The 17,456-nt window shown below is 61.7% G+C and carries 19 protein-coding genes; 9 read left to right on the top strand and 10 right to left on the bottom strand.

What is annotated here, in order from left to right; genetic code table 11:
• Positions 1-44: 44 nt before the first annotated feature.
• From BOP93_RS07535 to BOP93_RS07525, 3 genes are all read right to left on the bottom strand, one after another.
• Positions 45-338, bottom strand: coding sequence for a YcgL domain-containing protein (locus BOP93_RS07535; protein ID WP_057723020.1), 294 nt, complete (start codon positions 336-338; stop codon positions 45-47).
• On the bottom strand, positions 335-1,468 hold the full coding sequence (gene rnd / locus BOP93_RS07530) for a ribonuclease D (RefSeq protein ID WP_104502123.1): 1,134 nt from the start codon (positions 1,466-1,468) through the stop codon (positions 335-337). The genes BOP93_RS07535 and rnd overlap by 4 nt, the downstream gene beginning before the upstream one ends.
• Before the next feature lie 122 nt (positions 1,469-1,590).
• Complete coding sequence (locus tag BOP93_RS07525) at positions 1,591-2,190, bottom strand: class I SAM-dependent methyltransferase (protein WP_104502122.1); 600 nt, start codon at positions 2,188-2,190, stop codon at positions 1,591-1,593.
• Between the two features lie 165 nt (positions 2,191-2,355).
• Here BOP93_RS07525 and BOP93_RS07520 point away from each other — a divergent pair, with 165 nt between their 5' ends.
• Complete coding sequence (locus tag BOP93_RS07520; protein ID WP_104502121.1) at positions 2,356-3,129, top strand: transporter substrate-binding domain-containing protein; 774 nt, start codon at positions 2,356-2,358, stop codon at positions 3,127-3,129.
• Here BOP93_RS07520 and cynR read toward each other — a convergent pair.
• Positions 3,104-3,970, bottom strand: a complete 867-nt coding sequence (gene cynR, locus BOP93_RS07515) for a transcriptional regulator CynR (RefSeq protein ID WP_104502120.1) — start codon at positions 3,968-3,970, stop codon at positions 3,104-3,106. The two genes, BOP93_RS07520 and cynR, sit on opposite strands and share 26 nt — an antisense overlap.
• A 112-nt stretch (positions 3,971-4,082) precedes the next feature.
• Between cynR and BOP93_RS07510 the strand changes: the two genes are divergently transcribed.
• Genes BOP93_RS07510 through BOP93_RS07500 form a run of 3 tightly spaced genes read left to right on the top strand, consistent with a single transcriptional unit; the run spans position 4,083 to position 6,118 of the window.
• Positions 4,083-4,724, top strand: coding sequence for a carbonic anhydrase (locus tag BOP93_RS07510; RefSeq protein ID WP_065886300.1), 642 nt, complete (start codon positions 4,083-4,085; stop codon positions 4,722-4,724).
• A gap of 27 nt (positions 4,725-4,751) precedes the next feature.
• Positions 4,752-5,222, top strand: coding sequence for a cyanase (gene cynS / locus BOP93_RS07505; protein WP_104502119.1), 471 nt, complete (start codon positions 4,752-4,754; stop codon positions 5,220-5,222).
• Between the two features lie 56 nt (positions 5,223-5,278).
• Complete coding sequence (locus tag BOP93_RS07500; RefSeq protein ID WP_104502118.1) at positions 5,279-6,118, top strand: cache domain-containing protein; 840 nt, start codon at positions 5,279-5,281, stop codon at positions 6,116-6,118.
• A gap of 591 nt (positions 6,119-6,709) precedes the next feature.
• Here the strand turns inward: BOP93_RS07500 and BOP93_RS07490 are convergent.
• The gene (locus BOP93_RS07490) at positions 6,710-8,212 is read right to left on the bottom strand and encodes an MDR family MFS transporter (protein ID WP_104502117.1); all 1,503 of its coding nucleotides are present in this window, start codon (positions 8,210-8,212) and stop codon (positions 6,710-6,712) included.
• A 66-nt stretch (positions 8,213-8,278) separates the two neighbouring features.
• Positions 8,279-9,472: a 4-hydroxybenzoate 3-monooxygenase gene (pobA, locus tag BOP93_RS07485; protein WP_104502116.1), complete on the bottom strand. Its 1,194-nt coding sequence runs from the start codon at positions 9,470-9,472 to the stop codon at positions 8,279-8,281.
• Between the two features lie 180 nt (positions 9,473-9,652).
• Here pobA and BOP93_RS07480 point away from each other — a divergent pair, with 180 nt between their 5' ends.
• A complete protein-coding gene (locus BOP93_RS07480; protein WP_104502115.1) occupies positions 9,653-10,519 on the top strand; it encodes a helix-turn-helix domain-containing protein in 867 nt (288 codons plus the stop codon).
• Between the two features lie 178 nt (positions 10,520-10,697).
• Here BOP93_RS07480 and BOP93_RS07475 read toward each other — a convergent pair whose 3' ends face one another.
• Both BOP93_RS07475 and BOP93_RS07470 read right to left on the bottom strand, forming a co-directional pair.
• Positions 10,698-10,877, bottom strand: a complete 180-nt coding sequence (locus BOP93_RS07475; protein WP_057723028.1) for a hypothetical protein — start codon at positions 10,875-10,877, stop codon at positions 10,698-10,700.
• A gap of 100 nt (positions 10,878-10,977) precedes the next feature.
• A complete protein-coding gene (locus BOP93_RS07470) occupies positions 10,978-11,883 on the bottom strand; it encodes a LysR family transcriptional regulator (protein WP_065886294.1) in 906 nt (301 codons plus the stop codon).
• Positions 11,884-11,989: 106 nt separating this feature from the next.
• Between BOP93_RS07470 and BOP93_RS07465 the strand changes: the two genes are divergently transcribed.
• The 4 genes from BOP93_RS07465 (at position 11,990) to BOP93_RS07450 (ending at position 16,051) form a co-directional block, all read left to right on the top strand.
• Positions 11,990-12,856: an MBL fold metallo-hydrolase gene (locus BOP93_RS07465; RefSeq protein WP_104502114.1), complete on the top strand. Its 867-nt coding sequence runs from the start codon at positions 11,990-11,992 to the stop codon at positions 12,854-12,856.
• Positions 12,857-12,891: 35 nt separating this feature from the next.
• Positions 12,892-13,506, top strand: a complete 615-nt coding sequence (locus BOP93_RS07460) for an NAD(P)-dependent oxidoreductase (RefSeq protein ID WP_104502113.1) — start codon at positions 12,892-12,894, stop codon at positions 13,504-13,506.
• Positions 13,507-13,790: 284 nt separating this feature from the next.
• Complete coding sequence (locus BOP93_RS07455; RefSeq protein ID WP_104502112.1) at positions 13,791-14,978, top strand: cyanate transporter; 1,188 nt, start codon at positions 13,791-13,793, stop codon at positions 14,976-14,978.
• A 137-nt stretch (positions 14,979-15,115) separates the two neighbouring features.
• Positions 15,116-16,051: a LysR family transcriptional regulator gene (locus BOP93_RS07450; protein ID WP_104502111.1), complete on the top strand. Its 936-nt coding sequence runs from the start codon at positions 15,116-15,118 to the stop codon at positions 16,049-16,051.
• Positions 16,052-16,057: 6 nt separating this feature from the next.
• On the opposite strand, the gene BOP93_RS07445 is transcribed toward BOP93_RS07450, so the two are convergent.
• Both BOP93_RS07445 and BOP93_RS07440 read right to left on the bottom strand, forming a co-directional pair.
• Positions 16,058-16,420: a 5-carboxymethyl-2-hydroxymuconate Delta-isomerase gene (locus BOP93_RS07445; protein ID WP_104502110.1), complete on the bottom strand. Its 363-nt coding sequence runs from the start codon at positions 16,418-16,420 to the stop codon at positions 16,058-16,060.
• A 51-nt stretch (positions 16,421-16,471) separates the two neighbouring features.
• Positions 16,472-17,395, bottom strand: coding sequence for a LysR substrate-binding domain-containing protein (locus BOP93_RS07440; RefSeq protein ID WP_104502109.1), 924 nt, complete (start codon positions 17,393-17,395; stop codon positions 16,472-16,474).
• Positions 17,396-17,456: the final 61 nt, after the last annotated feature.

The following is a 17,456-nucleotide window of genomic DNA, read 5'->3' as shown; positions in this document are numbered from 1 at the left end:
TACAATTCCATTCAAGCCTGCGCCCTGATACGGGCGCTGATCGATCACATCGGGTCGTTGCGGCGCAGCAGCTCTTCAGGCAGGTGCTCGATGTACTCGTCCTCGGCGGGCGGCATTTGCAGGTGATAGCCCTGCTTGTCGAGGTTTTCCAGGACCACGGCGATGTCCTCGCGCGACAGTTTGCGCTCGGGTGTCAGCACCATGTCGAAGGCGTGATGCGGCTTGCCGAAAGCGACCATCAACGGCTCCGGCACCCGCTCCAGGGCGTCGCTCTTGAGGACATAGAGGTACATGCCGTCTTTTTTCAGGCTGCGATAAATCGAGCAGATACGTTTCAAGGCTGTTCTCCGGCATTGGCCAGGCTGTCGAGCAGCGCCTGGCCCATCAATTCGCGACGCCAGCCACGCAGCGAATCGGGTAATTGGTAAGGCCCATCGGGGTAGCCACTTTTAACCAGGGCTTCGAGGGTTTTCTTGCGCAGCATCAGTTCCGGTGCCATGTCCAGGCGCTCGGCGAACGTCTGGCCCAGGGCGCGCAGTTGCTTGATCAGCGCGGCGGCGTCGACCGGCAGCGGCTCAGGCACGGCGGGCGGCCATTGGTCCATGGGCACGCTGCCCGCGCGCTTGATCAGGTCGAGCAGGAACTGGCCATCCTGACGCACGGTGCGCGGGTGCATGTCCTCGATCTTGCCCAGGGCAGCGAGGTTATCCGGCTGGGATTTGGCCAGGGGCCATAACGAGTGCTCACGAATGATGCGGTTGCGCGGCAGGTCACGGGCGCGGGCCTGCTGCTCGCGCCAGGCGCACAGTTCACGCAATACGGCGAGCTGGGCGCGGGACAGTTTCCACGCCAGCTTGGCGTCGCGGTAGACCTCGTACGGGTCGACTTCGCGGCGCAGGTTGGCCACCAGTTCGGCACCGTCTTCCAGTACCCAGGCGTATTTGTCATCGCTCAATTGCGGGCGCAGGCGGATGTAGACCTCGGCCAGGTGCACGGCATCTTCGGCAGCATAGCTCACCTGGGTTTCGGACAAGGGCCGCTGCAGCCAGTCCGAGCGCGTCTCGCCCTTGGGCAGGTCGATATCAAGCACCGCCTGCACCAGTCGCGAGTAACCCATGGAGAAGCCCAGGTTCAGGTAAGCCGCCGCCAACTGAGTGTCGAACAACGGCGCCGGCAGGCTGCCGGTCAGGCGCAACAGCACTTCCAGGTCTTCGCTGCAGGCATGCACCACCTTGATCACGCCCGGGTTTTCCAGCAAGGCGGCCAGGGGTTGCCAGTTGTCGATGGTCAGGGGATCGATCAGGTAAGCGCGCACGCCATCACCGATCTGGATCAGCCCGGCAATGGGATAGAAGGTGTCGACCCGCATGAATTCGGTGTCGAGGGCGACGAATGGCAACTGCTGCCATTGGGCGCAATGCTGGCCGAGGCTATCGTTGTCGCAGATCCAGTGAATATCGATGGCCACACGGCTCTCCCTTGAAGAATGGCGCGCAGTATATATCGCGAAAGGGACTTGCGAGCATCCGCAGTGCACAGGCAACCATGAAAACTCAGACAGACTATGAGGAATAATCCGACAGGCGGGAGTTATCCCTTCTTACGCAGGACGTAAACACACCAGAGTTTGGAGCCGGGCAGGAACTCCCGGTGATTCAAGACCTTGAAGCCGGCCTGGCGAAACTCCTCCTCAACCGGCGTACGTGCGTCCACGGACACAATCACGGTGTCGCGACTGACCCGATGGAATTCGCGCAGCAAGGCCAGGCGCACCTCGGTATCGGGCGCATGACGAAACAACTCCAGGCAGAAGATGCAATCCACCGCATTGGCCGACAGCCCAATGGAAAACGCCGAGCCGGGGAATGTCTTGACCCGTTTGAGCAACGCCGCCGGGTGATGGGTGCGGGCATGGTCGAGCATTTGCGGGGAATGGTCCGATGCCAGGATCACCCGATTGACATGCTCTGCCAGCACCGGCCAGAACCGTCCGGAGCCGCAGGCCAGGTCGAGGATCAATCCAGGCTCCCCGGCGACCTTCAACGCATGGCGCACCAACCGCGCATCGCGCCACGCAGCCAGGCGCTGCAACAGCCCAGGCGGACACGTGTCACCACACACCCTGGCATGCTCACGGTCATAGCGCTCGGTGAATTCGGTCTCGATCGAGGATGGAGGTTGTGACGACATCGCGTGCTCATGTGGATATAGCTGAAGTGAACGACCTTGATCGGCAGCTTAACCACCGCAACGTGAAAAAAAGGTCGAAAGCCGCAGCACGGTAATCCGCTACCTTGCCACCCTGCCCCGCGCTGGAAATAATGACTGCCCGACCTGCCCCAAGGACTCGACCGCATGAAAGCTTCTCTAGCCCTGTGTGTACTGGCGAGCGTGGCAACCACCGCCCTGGCCGATACCAGCCCGTCACGCCTGGACGAGGTTATCCAGCGTGGCACGCTGACAGTGTGCACCACCGGCGACTACATGCCTTACACCTCACTGGGTGCCGATGGCCGCTACCAAGGCATTGATATCGCCATGGCCGAGTCCCTGGCCAAGAGCCTCAACGCGACGATCACCTGGGTGCCCACCACCTGGAAAACCCTGATGCCGGACTTTCTGGCCCAACGCTGCGACATCGCCGTAGGCGGGATTTCGGTGTCACTGGAGCGCCAGAAAAAAGCCTTCTTCAGCCAGCCGCTGGGTGTCGACGGCAAGATCCCGCTGGTGCGTTGCACCGACGTGCAGCGTTACCAGACCATCGAACAGATCAACCAGCCCCAGGTGCGCGTGATCGAACCGGCGGGCGGCACCAATGAAGCGTTTGCCCGCGCCCAGTTGAGCCAGGCGCAGATACGCCTGCACGACAACGTGAGCATTTTTGACGAACTGCTGGCAGGCAAGGCCGACGTGATGATCACCGACGCCAGCGAAGCGCGTTACCAACAAAAACAGAAACCCGGGCTGTGTGCGGTCAACCCCGAGCGGCAGATGCAGTACAGCCAGAAAGCCTTCCTGCTGCCGCGCGACGATGTGGCGTGGAAAAGCTATGTCGACCAGTGGTTGCATTTGAGCGTGGCGACCGGCGTGTACGACGGCATTGTCAGTCAGTGGCTGGCGGCGCCTTGATCAGCGCGATAAAGGCCGCGCACGCGGCGCTGCGATAGGCGCCTCTGCGGCTGAGCAGCCCCACTGTGCGGTGCGGCAACGGCGGCTCGATGGCCACGGCATGCAACCCGGCCTGCGCCTGGGCCAGTGCGTGGGGCAGGATGGTCGCCAGTGATGTGTTACGCACGATTTCAATGATCGCGCCGATGGAGTTGGCCTCCATGACCACGCGCGGTTTCACGCCTTGCTGGCGGCAATACTCATCGATATAGCGGCGCGTGGCAAAGCCAGGATCGAGCAGCACCAGCGGCTGCTCGAACCACGCCGACCGACTCCCCTGGGCATGATCGGCCCGTACCACCACGCTCAACGCCTCGGCGAACAGTGCCTCACACTCGATATCCGCGCCATGCTCGCCGGTAAAGCCGATGCCGATATCCAGCAAGTCCTCGCCCAACGCGGCTTCGATGCGGTCCTGAGTCAGCTCTTCGACGCTCAAGGTGATGCCTGGGTACAGCTCATGGAACCGCGCCAGCAACGGGCCGATCAGGTAGGCGGTAAACGTCGGGGTCATCGCCAGGCGCAGATGCCCGCGGCTCAAGTCCTGCACGTCGTGCATCGCACGCGTACCGGCCTCCAGGTCTTGCAACGCCAGCCGCGCAAAGCGCACATAAGCCTCACCCGCATCCGTCAGGCTGACGCTGCGCCCGGAACGATCGAGCAGCGGCGCGCCCAGGGTGTCTTCAAGTTGCTTGATCTGTTGCGACAACGTCGGCTGCGATACATGCAGCGCCTGGGCAGCACGGGTGAAATTGCGGTGCTCGGCAACGGCCAACAGGTAACGGATATGGCGCAGCAGCATCAATGACGCTCCAACTATAGGCAGGACTTATAAAAACCATAATAAGCCGGTCTTGGACGCTATAGTTAAAAACTTCCATCCTTGCCCCATCAGCCACGCAAGGAGAAACCTCATGCAGCACCTCATCGACGGCTTTCGCAAATTCCAGCGCGAAGCCTTTGCCCAACGCAGCGACCTGTTCAAACACCTGGCCACCACGCAAAACCCCGGCACGCTGTTCGTGTCGTGCTCCGACAGCCGTGTCGTCCCGGAACTGCTGACCCAGCAGGAGCCAGGCGATCTGTTCGTCATCCGCAATGCCGGCAATATCGTGCCGTCCTACGGGCCGGAACCGGGCGGCGTGTCGGCCACGGTCGAATATGCGGTGGCCGTACTCGGCGTGAGCGACATCGTGATCTGCGGCCACTCCGACTGCGGCGCAATGACCGCCATCTCCACTTGCACCTGCCTGGACCACCTGCCTGCGGTAGCCAACTGGTTGCGCCATGCCGAGTCGGCCAAGGTGATCAACGCCGCCCGCCAGCACGTCTCGGACGCGGCGCGCCTGGATGCCCTGGTGCGTGAAAACGTGGTCGCTCAATTGGCTAACCTCAAGACTCACCCGTCCGTCGCCCTGGCGCTGGAGCAAGGCCGGCTGAACCTGCACGGCTGGGTATACGACATCGAAACCGGTGGCATCGACGCACTGGACGGACGCAGCGCGCGCTTCGTGTCCCTGCTCGAACACCCGACCACCCGCGCTCACGCCGCCTGAACCTATTCAACCCAAGAGGACTTCATCATGCTGCAATCGAACTTTTCCCAAACCCCTCGCCTGGCCCTGGCCGACACCGTCATCGACCTCAAGGCGCGCAAGGACCTGTCCTGGCAGGACCTCGCCGACGGCACCGGCCTGAGCCTGGCCTTCGTCACCGCCGCCCTGCTCGGCCAGCATCCGCTGCCCAAGGACGCCGCCGACGTGGTGTGCGCCAAACTCGGCCTGGACGAGGACGCCAGCCGACTGCTGCAAAGCGTGCCCCTGCGCGGCAGCTTCCCCGGCGGCGTGCCGACCGATCCGACGATGTACCGGTTCTACGAAATGCTGCAGGTCTACGGCTCCACCCTCAAGGCCCTGGTGCATGAGCAGTTTGGCGACGGCATCATCAGCGCGATCAACTTCAAGCTCGACATCAAGAAAGTCGAAGACCCGGAGGGCGGTTCGCGCGCGGTAATCACCCTGGACGGTAAATATCTGCCAACCAAACCCTTCTGATCGTTCGCCGAACCGTCTACGCTCTGGTGATTCCAACAAGACCGAGGGACGGGTAGATGAACACACTGCTACGACTCGCCTGGCTGCTGCTGTTGTGCGGCAGCCAGGTGCACGCCGACACGGCCAATGACGCAGACGCTCAAGCGGCCAAGGCGTTGCTGGAAAAGGCCCTGGTGTACTACCAGAACAATGGCGACAAGGCGTTGGCCGCTTTCAGCCGCCAGGGCGAATTCATCGACCAGGACCGCTACGTCTTCGTGGTCGACACCAAAGGCGTGCTGCTGGCCAGCGGCGGCCCCTCCTCGGCCTTGATCGGTCGCGACGTGTCCGAAGTCCTCGGGCCTGACCTGCAAGCCTCGTTCAAACACGCCATCAGCGCGCCCGAAGGCCAGGGTATCCAGCAGGCCGATTATCGCTGGCAGAACTGGAATGACGGCAAGGTCGAACACAAGCACGTGTTTTACCAGCGGGTGGGCGAGCGCATCCTGGCGGTCGGCTATTACCTGCCACGGGCCACACCGGAACAGGCGCGGGCCCTGCGCAACAAGGCGGTGAACGCGCTGGTGAAGGATGAAGCGGGGACGCTCAAGGCGATCAACTCATTGGGCGGTGGTTTCCTGCAGGATGATCTCTATGTGTTCGTGGTGGACCTGGATACGCGGCGCTATGTGGCGCATGGCACCGATCTGCGTTTGATCAATACGGATTTCGCCAAGGTCAAGGACCCGGACGGCAGGCCCGTCGGGGAGCCGATCCTTGCGTTGATGGGGGAGCAGGATCAGGGCGAATACAAATACCGCTGGAAGAACCCGGTGACTGGGAAGATTGAGAATAAGCATGCTTATGTGCGCAAGGCCGGGCATTTGATGGTGGCGGTGGGGTATTACAGCCCTTGATGCGTCTGGCGAGTACTTATCTAACGGATATGTACGCTGTTGGCTTTATGTGGAAGGGGGCTTGCCCCCGATGAGGGAGGGTCAGTGAGTGCATCCGTAACTGACACACCGCCATCGGGGGCAAGCCCCCTCCCACATTTGGATCGCGGATCGACACACGATACCTGTCGGCTCTAAGGCCGCCGCGCTTTTGCTTCTGATCCTGGGCGCCCCGTTAAACCACGCTGGCCGAACGCAGGCTTGAATCCGTGGGCAACCCGGCAGGACACCGGGTTAGCCGCACTGGGCCATGGATGGCCCATTGCGGCGGCCCACGGATTCAAGCCTGCGTTCGGGCACACCGAGCCTAGGCGAGGTGCCGAGTGGTGGGGCAAGAGCGTTTTGCTTACTTTGGCGCTTTTCAAAAGTGAGCCGCCGTCAGGGCGGAACCCTAAGTGGCCGTTACCGCAGAAACGGATATGTACTCGATCTGATCCAACATCCTGGCCGGCCCAGAGGCCGCCATCGGGGGCAAGTCGAATCGTCGCACCGCCCCTCCCACATTTGGATCGGGGTCGACACAAAATACCGGTCGGCTCTAAGGCCGCCGCGCTAACGCCCCCGCAACACCCGATCAGGCATTGCAATAGCCGCCGCCAACCCCAGCACCGACACCCCCGCACTCACCATCAGCAAATGCCGAAACGTCATCGCCAACTCCCCCCGCAATGCATCCCGAGCCTCACCCGGCGCAGCATTGAGCCCATCGAGCAGCACATTACCGGAGCTGCCCTCGGTCAGCAGCGCACCACTGGTCAAGTGGGCAAAACTGGCATCGCGCAACAGCGCCAATAGCAATGCCGACATGCACGCCACCCCCACCGCCCCGCCCAGGGAACGGAACAGGTTGGTGGTGCTGGTCGCCACCCCAATATCACGCTGCTCCACCGAGTTCTGCGTACCCACCAACGAGGTCGGGAACTGCATGCCCGCAGCGATCCCGCACAACAGCATGAACAGCGAGGTCAGCCCGACGGCCTGGGGCGCGCTGAAAGCCATGCCGAGAATCGCCAAGGGACTCAACACGGCGCCACTGAGAATCATCGGTTTATAACGGCCGGTCACCGACGTCATGCGCCCGGCGAAATAAGCGCCCATCGGCAAGCCCATCGCCAGGGGCAGCAGGTGCAGGGCCGCGCTGTCGGCACCGGCGCCGGTCACGCTCTGGTAACGCAGGGGCATCAGCACGGTCAGGGAAATCGCCTGGAAGCTGGTGATGAAAATCGTGCACCAGCACAGCACCGCACTGCGATTGACGAACAAATGCATGGGCAACAGCGGCTCCCGTGCGCGGCGTTCATGCCAGACGAACAGGCTCAGCGCCAACAGCGCACAGGCCAGCAGCCCGAGCACCTGGTCGTCACGCCAGGCACGGCCCTGCCCGATTTGGGTGATGCCGAGCAACAAGGCGGTCAGGCCGATGATCATCAACACGGTGCCCAGGTAATCGATGACCGGCTTGCGCTGCGGCACTGGCAACCCCACCAGGGTGCGATGGGCCACATACCAGGCGACCGCGCCCAACGGCAGGTTGATCAAAAACACCCAGCGCCAGGACAGGTACTCGGTCATGTAGCCGCCCAGCACCGGCCCGGCGACGCTGGCCACCGCGTACATGCTGCTGAAATAGCCCTGGTAACGCCCGCGTTCACGGGGCGCGATGATGTCGCCGATGATCGCCTGGCTCACCGAAATCATGCCGCCGGCACCGATGCCCTGGATAATCCGCGCCAGCACCAGTTGCTCCATGCTGTGCGCCATGCCGCAGAACAGCGAGGCGACGGTGAACACGCCCATACCGATCAGCATCATCGGCCGCCGCCCATACAGGTCACCGAGCTTGCCGTAGATCGGCACTGCCACCGTCATCGCCACCATGTAGCCGGAGATCACCCAGGCCAGCAGGTTGACGTCATGGAACTGCGCGGAAATGGCCGGCATCGACACGGCGACAATGGTCTGGTCCAGGGCGCCGAGAAAGATCGCCAGCATCAGCGCGGCGAGAATGCTGCGCACGGCAGGAACGGTGGGAGTGGGCTGATTGAGAGGGGTCACGGCACAACCTTCGAGCAGGGCCCGCAGGCAACGGCAGCCTGCGCAAATGCTGAATACGATAGCAGGCTATTCGATAGCCTCGTAAGGAAGCCCGACGTAATTTTCCGCGATAGTTTTGCGCCCGGCCTCGGAACCCATGAAGTAATCCAGTTCGCTCTCGGCAATGCGCCGAGTGAAGCCGTCCGCCTGGGGAAACTGATGCAGCATCGAGGTCATCCACCAGGAAAACCGTTCGGCCTTCCACACCCGCCGCAGGCAGATGGCAGAGTAGCGCTCAAGCAAGTCCACGCGCCCCTCGCCGTATACCTTGAGCAGGATCCGAAACAATGTGCTCACATCACTGGCCGCCAGGTTCAAGCCCTTGGCCCCGGTAGGCGGCACGATATGCGCGGCATCGCCGAGCAGGAACAGGCGCCCGTACTGCATCGGCTCCACCACGAAGCTGCGCAGCGGAGCGATGCTTTTTTCAATCGACGGGCCGGTGACCAGCTGTTCAGCCAGCTCGACCGGCAGACGGGTCTTGAGCTCATCCCAGAAGCGCTCGTCCGACCAGTCGGCCAATGGCTCCTGTGCGGGAACCTGCAGGTAGTAACGACTGCGGGTCAGCGAACGCATGCTGCACAGCGCAAAGCCACGCGGGTGCGTGGCGTACACCAGCTCCGGGTGCACCGGCGGCGTATCGGCAAGCACGCCCAGCCAGCCGAAGGGGTAGACGCGCTCGAACACCTGCAGCGCCTCGGGTGGAATCGACTGACGGGCCACACCATGAAAACCGTCACAACCCGCGACGTAATCGCACTCCAGGCGAAAGGCCTGGCCCTGATGCTCGAAGGTCAGCCAGGGTTGATCACTTTTGAGGTCATGGGGTTGTACGTTCGAGGCCTCATAGAAGGTCGTGGCGCCGGCGGCCGCACGGGCCGCCATCAGGTCGCGGGTGACTTCGGTCTGGCCGTAGATCATCACCGACTGGCCACCGGTCAGGCTTTTGAGGTCGATGTGGGTGAGTCGGCCATCGCGCGCCAGGGCGAAACCGTCATGCACCAGGCCCTCGGCGTCCATACGTCGGCTGACGCCGGCGTCGCGCAGCAGGTCGACCATACCTGGCTCCAGGACCCCGGCGCGTATGCGGCCTTGTACGTGATCGGCGCTCTGGCGCTCCAGGACGAGGGTGTGAATGCCTGCATTGTGCAGCAGTTGACCGAGCAGCAATCCGGAAGGACCGGCGCCAATAATGGCGACTTGGGTTTTCAGCGTTTTCATTATTTTTGTGGCCTGCTGGCTTCACCCGAACCGAACGAGTGAAAGAGTTGTCATTGGACGTGTGGCTGACATTTTTCACGTGAGCGAGCAGCATAAGAAGGTGAAAACTGCTTAAAAGCCTGCGCTTTTTGCCAATCGGGGCGATTACCGCACCACTATCCTGAGTATCGGATTGAAAACATGACCAACACCGCGATTCCGGTCTTCAAGCTTTACGGGGAAAGCCAACAGTGGCCGACGCCCGATTTGTTGCACTGTGAAACCATTTCCCGGCGCAGCCGGGAATATCAGTGGGAAATCCAGCCCCACCGGCACGCGGACCTGTGCCAGTTGCTCTATGTGCATAAAGGCCAGGCACACCTGGAAATCGAAGGGCAGCGCACCACGCTCAACGAAGCAAGCCTGCAAGTGCTGCCGCCGCTGTGTGTGCACGGTTTTCGCTTTTCCGAAGATGTCCAAGGTTACGTGGTGACCCTGTCGGCGCCCCTGGTCAGCCATTTACAAGCGCAACTGGGCAGTACGGTCGATGGCCTGCACACCCTTGGCAACTACCCCGCGAGCAAGGACAGCGACTACCTCAACAACCTGTTCGCCCGCTTGCAGGACGAATACGCCGACGAACAACCGGCACGGGACATGATGATGCACGCCCTGGTCAGCGTGCTGCTGGTGTGGGTCAGCCGTCAGGCGATCCAGCGCCGCCACCCCAGGACACCGCGCAACCGTGAGTACTTCCGGCGGTTTACCCAACTGGTCGAACAGCATTACCGCGAGCACCCCAAGATTGAAGACCTGGCTCACAAACTGGGCATCTCGGTCTCCCATCTCAATGGCACATGTCGGGAGTTGGGCGGGCAGCCGGCCTTGCAGATCATGCATGACCGCCAGTTGCTGGAAGCCAAGCGTTTGCTGACCTACACCAGCATGACCATCAATGAAATGTCCGAGGTGCTGGGGTTTTCCGACCCGACCAACTTCTCACGGCTGTTTCGCCGCCGGGTGGGATTTTCGCCAAAGGCTTTTCGCGAGCAGTTGAAGCAGAACTGAATGTGCGAGGGGGCTTGCCCTAGCTTTTTTTAGGAGCGAGCTTGCTCGCGAAAAACTCACAGGCACCGCGTTCATTCAGAAAGCATGCGTTATCGTTAACGTTTTTCGCGAGCAAGCTCGCTCCTACAGACTGGCTTGAGGGCAAGCCTCCCACACTGGATTTGCGCTGCTTTGAGCATCAACGCAGGGCGCTGAAGCTGCCGGTGTGCGGGACGCATTGGTTCTGGTGGCAACTGATGGCGAACGCTGCCGGCTGCATTCGCGTCTGCTCGACGCGATAGGCGGCTGTGCCATACAGCGCCGTAGCCAGCGCGCACAGGCTGAAAATCGTCAGGTACTTTCTGGTTTTAATGCTCATGGCACAGACCTCTGCACGGATCTACAAGGTGCTGCTTAAAGCATAGGTCAGTTAGGGCAAGTTGCCATGATTGCAGGCCATTCAGCGCGCTTATGCCGCTTCAGAGACCGACATCCCACTCAGGCTCTTCGGGAAACCGCTGCACCAGAAAATCCAACAGGCTGCGCAACGCCAAGGGCATGTGTTTGCGCGAGGCGTATACCGCATAGATATTCATCTGCCGTGGCTGCGCATCCGGCAGCAGGCGCACCAGTTTGCCGCTGCGAATCAGCTCACCGGCCTCATAGCTGGGCAGCATCGCCACCCCGGCGCCGGCCAGAGTGATGCGCAATAACGTGCCGGCCTCGTTGGCGGTGATATTGCCGTGCACCGCCACCGACACATGCTCGCCGCGCTCTTCGAAATGCCACAGGCTCTTGCCAAAGTAGGAATGCGTCAGGCAGTTGTGCCGGGCCAGGTCTTCGACTTTCTGCGGTGCCGGATGCTCGCGCAAATAGGCTGGCGTGGCGCACACCACCGAGCGGCATACGGTCAACCGTCGGGCGATCAGGTTCGGGTCCAGGTCGTTACTGGTGCGGATCGCCAGGTCGATGCGCTCGTCCACCAGGTTCACCGTGCGGTCGAGCATTTGCAGGTCGACTGTCACCAGCGGGTAGCGTCTGACGTACTCGGCAATCGCAGCGCCCAACTGCGCCTGGCCGAACGAGGTGCTGACACTCAGGCGCAACAGCCCACGCGGGGCATCATCGGGCTCGCTGACGGCGGCCTGCATATCGCCACAGAGTTCCAGCAATTGCCGGCAACGCGGCAGGGTTTCACTGCCGGCAGCGGTGAGGCTGAGCTTGCGCGTGGTGCGGTGCAGCAGGCGTGCGCCGACCCAATCCTCCAGCTCGGCCAGGTAACGCGAGACAACCGGGCGCGACAGGTCCAGGTGGTCGGCGGCGGCGGATTGGCTGCCCAGGTCCACCACGGTGACAAACACGCGCATTGCTTGAAGACGATCCATGATTTGCCCGATTTCAGAAACAAACTATGTTCCAGCATCGCATTTTTTGTGGTGTTTTATGCAATTAAGCTCTGTTCACCCCTTACCGAAGGCAGGAGCTGCCCCGATGTTCTCGACGTTCAAACGCTTGACCCTGGCGACTGCCGCCCTGGCTTTCACTGCTCATGCCATGGCGGCAGACTTGAAACTTGACGTGTACAACCCGGGCGAAGCCGCCATCTTCCCGGTCAGCTCGGTACTGGTCAGCGGCGCCCGGGACGCGATCCTGGTGGACGCGCAATTCGGCAAGGGCCAGGCCGAGCAACTGGTGCAGAAAATCCGCGCCAGCGGCAAGCACCTGACCACCATCTACATCAGCCACGGCGACCCGGACTACTACTTCGGCCTCGACACCCTGACCGCCGCCTTTCCCGACGCGAAAGTGCTGGCGCCACAACCGGTGGTCGACCATATCAACGCCACCGTCGCCGGCAAGCTGGCGTTCTGGGGCCCGAAAATGGGCGCCGACAAACCGGCCAGGACCCTCGTGCCGCAAGTGCTCGAGGGCCACAGCCTGATGCTGGAAGGGCAGCAACTGGACGTCATCGGCCTGGACGGCCCGCAGCCGGACCGCAGCTTTGTGTGGATTCCGTCGATCAAGGCCGTGATTGGTGGCGTGGTGGTCGCGCAAAACATCCACGTCTGGATGGCCGATACCCAGACTGCACAGTCCCACAAGGATTGGCTGGCCACCCTGCAACGCATTGAAGACTTGAAGCCGACCACCGTGATTCCGGGCCACTACCTGGGCACCCCATCACCCGCTTCAGTCACGTTCACCGCCGACTACATCAAGGCCTTTGATATAGAAACCGCCCAGGCCAAGGATTCCGCCGCCCTGATCACGGCCATGAAAAAGCGTTACCCGAACCTCGCCGACGAGAGCTCGCTGGAATTGAGCGCCAAAGTCGCCAAGGGCGAAATGAAGTGGTGACTGGTTTTAAACCCTGACCTTTACTGGAGAACGTCATGAGCAAGATCGCAATTATTGGTGCCACCGGCCGTGCCGGTAGCCAACTGCTGGAAGAAGCGCTGCGCCGTGGGCATACCGTCACCGCCATCGCACGCAATACCGACAAACTGGCCGCACGCCCAGGTGTCACGGTCAAACAAGTGGATGCCCTGGAGGCCGATGCCCTGCAACAGGCCGTGAGCGGCAGCGATGTGGTGATCAGTGCCGCACACTTTGACACCTTGCCGGCCAGCGCCGTGCTCGGCCCGGTGAAAAAAGCCGGAGTCAAACGCCTGTTGGTGGTGGGTGGCGCCGGTTCGTTGCTGTTGCCCGACGGCAGCCGCGTGATCGACAGCGAAGGCTTCCCGGCGGAATACAAAACTGAAGCCAGCGCAGGCGCGGCGTTTCTCGACACGCTGCGTCAAGAGCAGGAACTGGATTGGACCTTCCTGTCGCCGTCGGCCCTGTTCGATGGCACCGAGCGCACCGGTCAATTCCGCCTGGGCCAGGATCATTTGCTAGTGAGCGACGACGGTCAAAGCTCGATCAGTTTTGCCGACTTCGCCATCGCCATGATCGATGAAGTGGAAACGCCGAAGCACTCGCGTCAGCGCTTCACCGTGGGCTACTGATACACCGGATCTGTACTGTGGGAGCGTACACCGCCGTCTGTAGGAGCGAGCTTGCTCGCGAAAAACTCACAGGCACCGCGTTCACTCAGAAAGTACGCGTTATCGTTGACGTTTTTCGCGAGCAAGCTCGCTCCTACAGACTGGCATTAGGGCTTGCTCCCTACCACATTTGAACGGTGGCATATCCGGCGCCTGCAATTTTTCAATAGGGCCAATGACTTTCTCATTTGCCCAGCCTCCCCCGTCCGTGGCCTGATTCGCCCTTGTTCATCCAAGGCAGGCCCATGCAAAACGTTCAGGCAAAACCCACCACCGCCGTGTGGCTGATGATCAGTGTGGTGCTGGTCGCCCTTAACCTGCGCCCGTCGATGGCGGCCGTGGGGCCCTTGCTGTCGTCGATCCGCGCTGATGTGCCGCTCAATTTCAGCAGCGCCGCATTGCTGACCATGTTGCCCGTGATGAGCATGGGCCTGGCGATGTTCTTTGGCATGGGCCTGGCCCGGCGCTTTGGCGAATACCGCAGTATCGTGGTGTCGCTGCTGGTGATTGGCGCAGCGACACTGTCGCGGTTGTGGCTGGATTCGGCGTTCGAGCTGATTGTCAGCGCCATGGCGGCAGGCGTCGGGATTGCGCTGATCCAGGCGTTGCTGCCGGCGCTGATCAAGTCGCGCTCGGGCGATAACGTTTCAGTGTTCATGGGCCTGTATGTCACTGCGATCATGGGCGGCGCCGCACTGGCCGCGTCGTTTGCGCCGTTTGTGCAAGTGCACACCGGCAGTTGGCGCATCGGCCTGGCGATATGGGCCGGGCTGGCGCTGCCGGCGCTGGTGTTCTGGTACGCCCAGCGCTCGGGGTTACCCGCCGCGCCTCAGGTCGACAGCGGCCCGCAGGTTTCCTTTTTCGGCAATCGCCGGGCCTGGTTGCTCGCACTGTTCTTCGGCCTCGGCACGGCGTGCTACACCTGCGTGCTGGCGTGGCTGGCGCCGTATTACGTCGAGCAGGGCTGGACTGAGCAGTATGCCGGCTTGCTGCTGGGTTTGCTCACCGCCATGGAAGTGGTCTCCGGCCTGGCAACGCCCGCCATCGCCAATCGCCGCCGGGACAAGCGCGGCGTGGTTGCCGTATTGCTGGTGCTGATCATGATCGGCTTCGGCGGCCTGATTCTCAGCCCCGGGCACCTGAGCCTGCTGTGGCCGTGCCTGCTCGGCCTGGGTATCGGCGGCCTGTTTCCAATGAGCCTGATCCTGTCCCTCGACCATCTCGACAACCCGCGCCGTGCCGGGGGCCTGACCGCGTTCGTGCAGGGGATCGGCTACCTGATCGCGGGCCTGTCGCCGCTGATCGCCGGGTTGATCCGCGACCAAATGGGCAGCTTCGAAGGGGCGTGGTGGTCATTGGCGGCTGTGGTGGTGGTGATGCTGCTGATGGTCACGCGCTTCAATCCAGTGCATTACGCGCGACATATCCGCTGAGGTCGTGTTGTAAACACTATTTGTCCCACTCAAAACATAGAAGAGTCCTACAGAGCTTTCTATTGGTACGAGCGTTCCGTTAACATTTTGCTCAGTCTTGTACTGAATTCGGTACAAAGGGTTTACGGACGAAACCGATGCTAAACAGTAACTTGCTCAGAAAGCTCGATATGCAGGACTTGATGGTGTTTGTCGCTGTCTACGACCAGAGCAGCGTTACCGATGTGTCCGAAACGCTATTCGTCAGCCAGTCCACCGTCAGCTACAGCCTGAAGAAACTGCGCACCAGTTTCGAAGACGAGTTGTTTATCAACACACGGGCAGGCATGCGCCCGACATTCAAGGCCACCACGATGTACGGCCACGTGCAGAAAATCCTTGAAAGCATCAACCTGTGCCACGCCGGTGACCAGGCCTTCGACCCGACCCGCAAGGCTGTGACCTTCAATGTGTGCGCCCCGGAATACTTCGAACACCTGATCCTGCCGCGCCTGCTGAAAAACTTCGACCGCGCCGACCTGCCGGTGATCGTCAATGTGCAAAAGCTGGAAGCCGACATTCCCGCCGACGACCTGCGCGAAGGCCGCCTCGACCTGGTGATCTGCTTCGGCCCGAATTTTCACCGCGCCCATAAAGACTTCAAAAGCCAAATACTGCTCGAAGACGACCTGGTGTGCGTCTTCGACAAGCGTTCGACGCCGCAGGAAGCCGCGTTCAGCCTGCAAGCCTTCGTCGAGCGGCGCCACGTGTTTCCCACGCCGTGGACGTCCGCCACCAACATGATCGACGGTTGGCTGGCGCGCCAGGCGCACAGACGCCAGGTGATCGCGCGGGCCAACAGCTACAGCGCGGCATTGAAGATGATCAGCGGCACCGACTTCATCGTGACCCTGCCGCGCCGCATGCAGAAGCTGCTGGCGTCGACCTCGGCGTACGGGTGTTGCGAAGCCCCCCAGGGTTTGCCGGGCTTCACCCTGGAGATGCAGTGGAACGAAACCAGCGAACAGGACAGCGCCAACACCTGGTTTCGCGAGCAGATGCTCAAGGTGTGTGCGGATCAGGGACTTGTATAGGAGGGGTCAGCCGATCGCCACTTTGCTGTAGGCATCGCGATCCATATCACGCAATTCGACGCTCAGTTGCACCTGCACACCCTCGGGCCAAGGGCCCAGATCCTGCAGCACCGCCAGCAGGCTTTGCGACAATTGCTGCTTGATCTGCGGCGAGCGCCCGCTGAGCAATGCCAGACGTACCGCGACAAAACCCCGCTCATTCAAGCCGGTGCCTACGCGAAAATTTTCGACTTTCAGCGCCCGGCTCTTGATGTCGAACTCGGCGCCAAACTGCCCGGAAGCCACCAGCGCATGGTTGAGGCGCAACAGGGCCTTGTCGGTGTCCAGTTGCGCCAGGTTGGCGGTGTATTCCAGGTGCAGATGCGGCATGGGGTTCTCCGAGTTTTTTGTAGGAAGACTCCTGAATATACATCATGCGTCTCACACCGGGAGCGCAAGCCCTCGATCACTCATGAACGCCTCCAAGCGTGAGCGCATCCAGCGTTCCGCCGGGTCGGTGTCGACGTGGCTGAGCCAGACCATCGACAAGTCCAGGGTCGGCGTTTCAAACGGAAACGCTTCGCAGAACAGGTTGCCGCCAGCGGCCATGGCGTGGGCCGCGTAGTCCGGCAGGCTGGCGATCATGTCAGTGCCGGCAAGCAAGGCCGGCAGCGAACTGTATTGCGGCACCGACAGCACCACGTGCCGCTTGCGACCGATTTCGGCCAGCCACTCATCGGCAAACCCGGCCACGTTGGCGGTGTGGGACACCAGCACATGGGGCCGTGCGCAATACTCATCGAGGGTCAGCGGTGTGTCGGACGCATCGGCGCGCAACAGGCACGGCCGGATATGCCGCAGCAGCTTGCGCTTGGCATTCGCCGGCAGGCCGCGGGTCTGGGTGATGCCGACAGTGATATCGCCGGAGGCCAGCAGGTCGGGAATGCGCCAGTAATCCACATGCTGGACCACGAACACCACCTGCGGCGCTTCCTGGCGCAGCGCCCGCAGCAACGGCGGCAACAGGCCGAACTCGACGTCATCGGACAAGCCGATACGAAAGGTCATGGTGCTGATGGACGGGTCGAAATCATGGGTCAGGCTCAAGGCCGACGACAGTGAATCCAGGGCCGGCGACAAGTGCTGGATAATTTGCTCGGCGCGCGCGGTGGGCTCCATGCGGTGGCCGACGCGAATGAACAACGGGTCATTGAACAAGGTGCGCAGACGATTGAGCGCCGAACTGATGGTCGGCTGGCCGAGAAACAGCTTCTCCGCCACCCGCGTCACATTGCGCTCGAGCATCAGTGCTTCGAAGACCACCATCAGGTTGATATCGGCCTTGCGTAATTCATTGCGATTCATCGGCGCCTGCCCCTTCCCCACGACAAGCCGCAGTTTAGAAAGGCAACGGGGCGGCGTCTAT

This window comes from Pseudomonas orientalis (genome assembly GCF_002934065.1).
GTDB classification, from domain to species: domain Bacteria; phylum Pseudomonadota; class Gammaproteobacteria; order Pseudomonadales; family Pseudomonadaceae; genus Aquipseudomonas; species Aquipseudomonas orientalis_A.
This window is presented reverse-complemented; position numbering and strand designations above follow the sequence as displayed.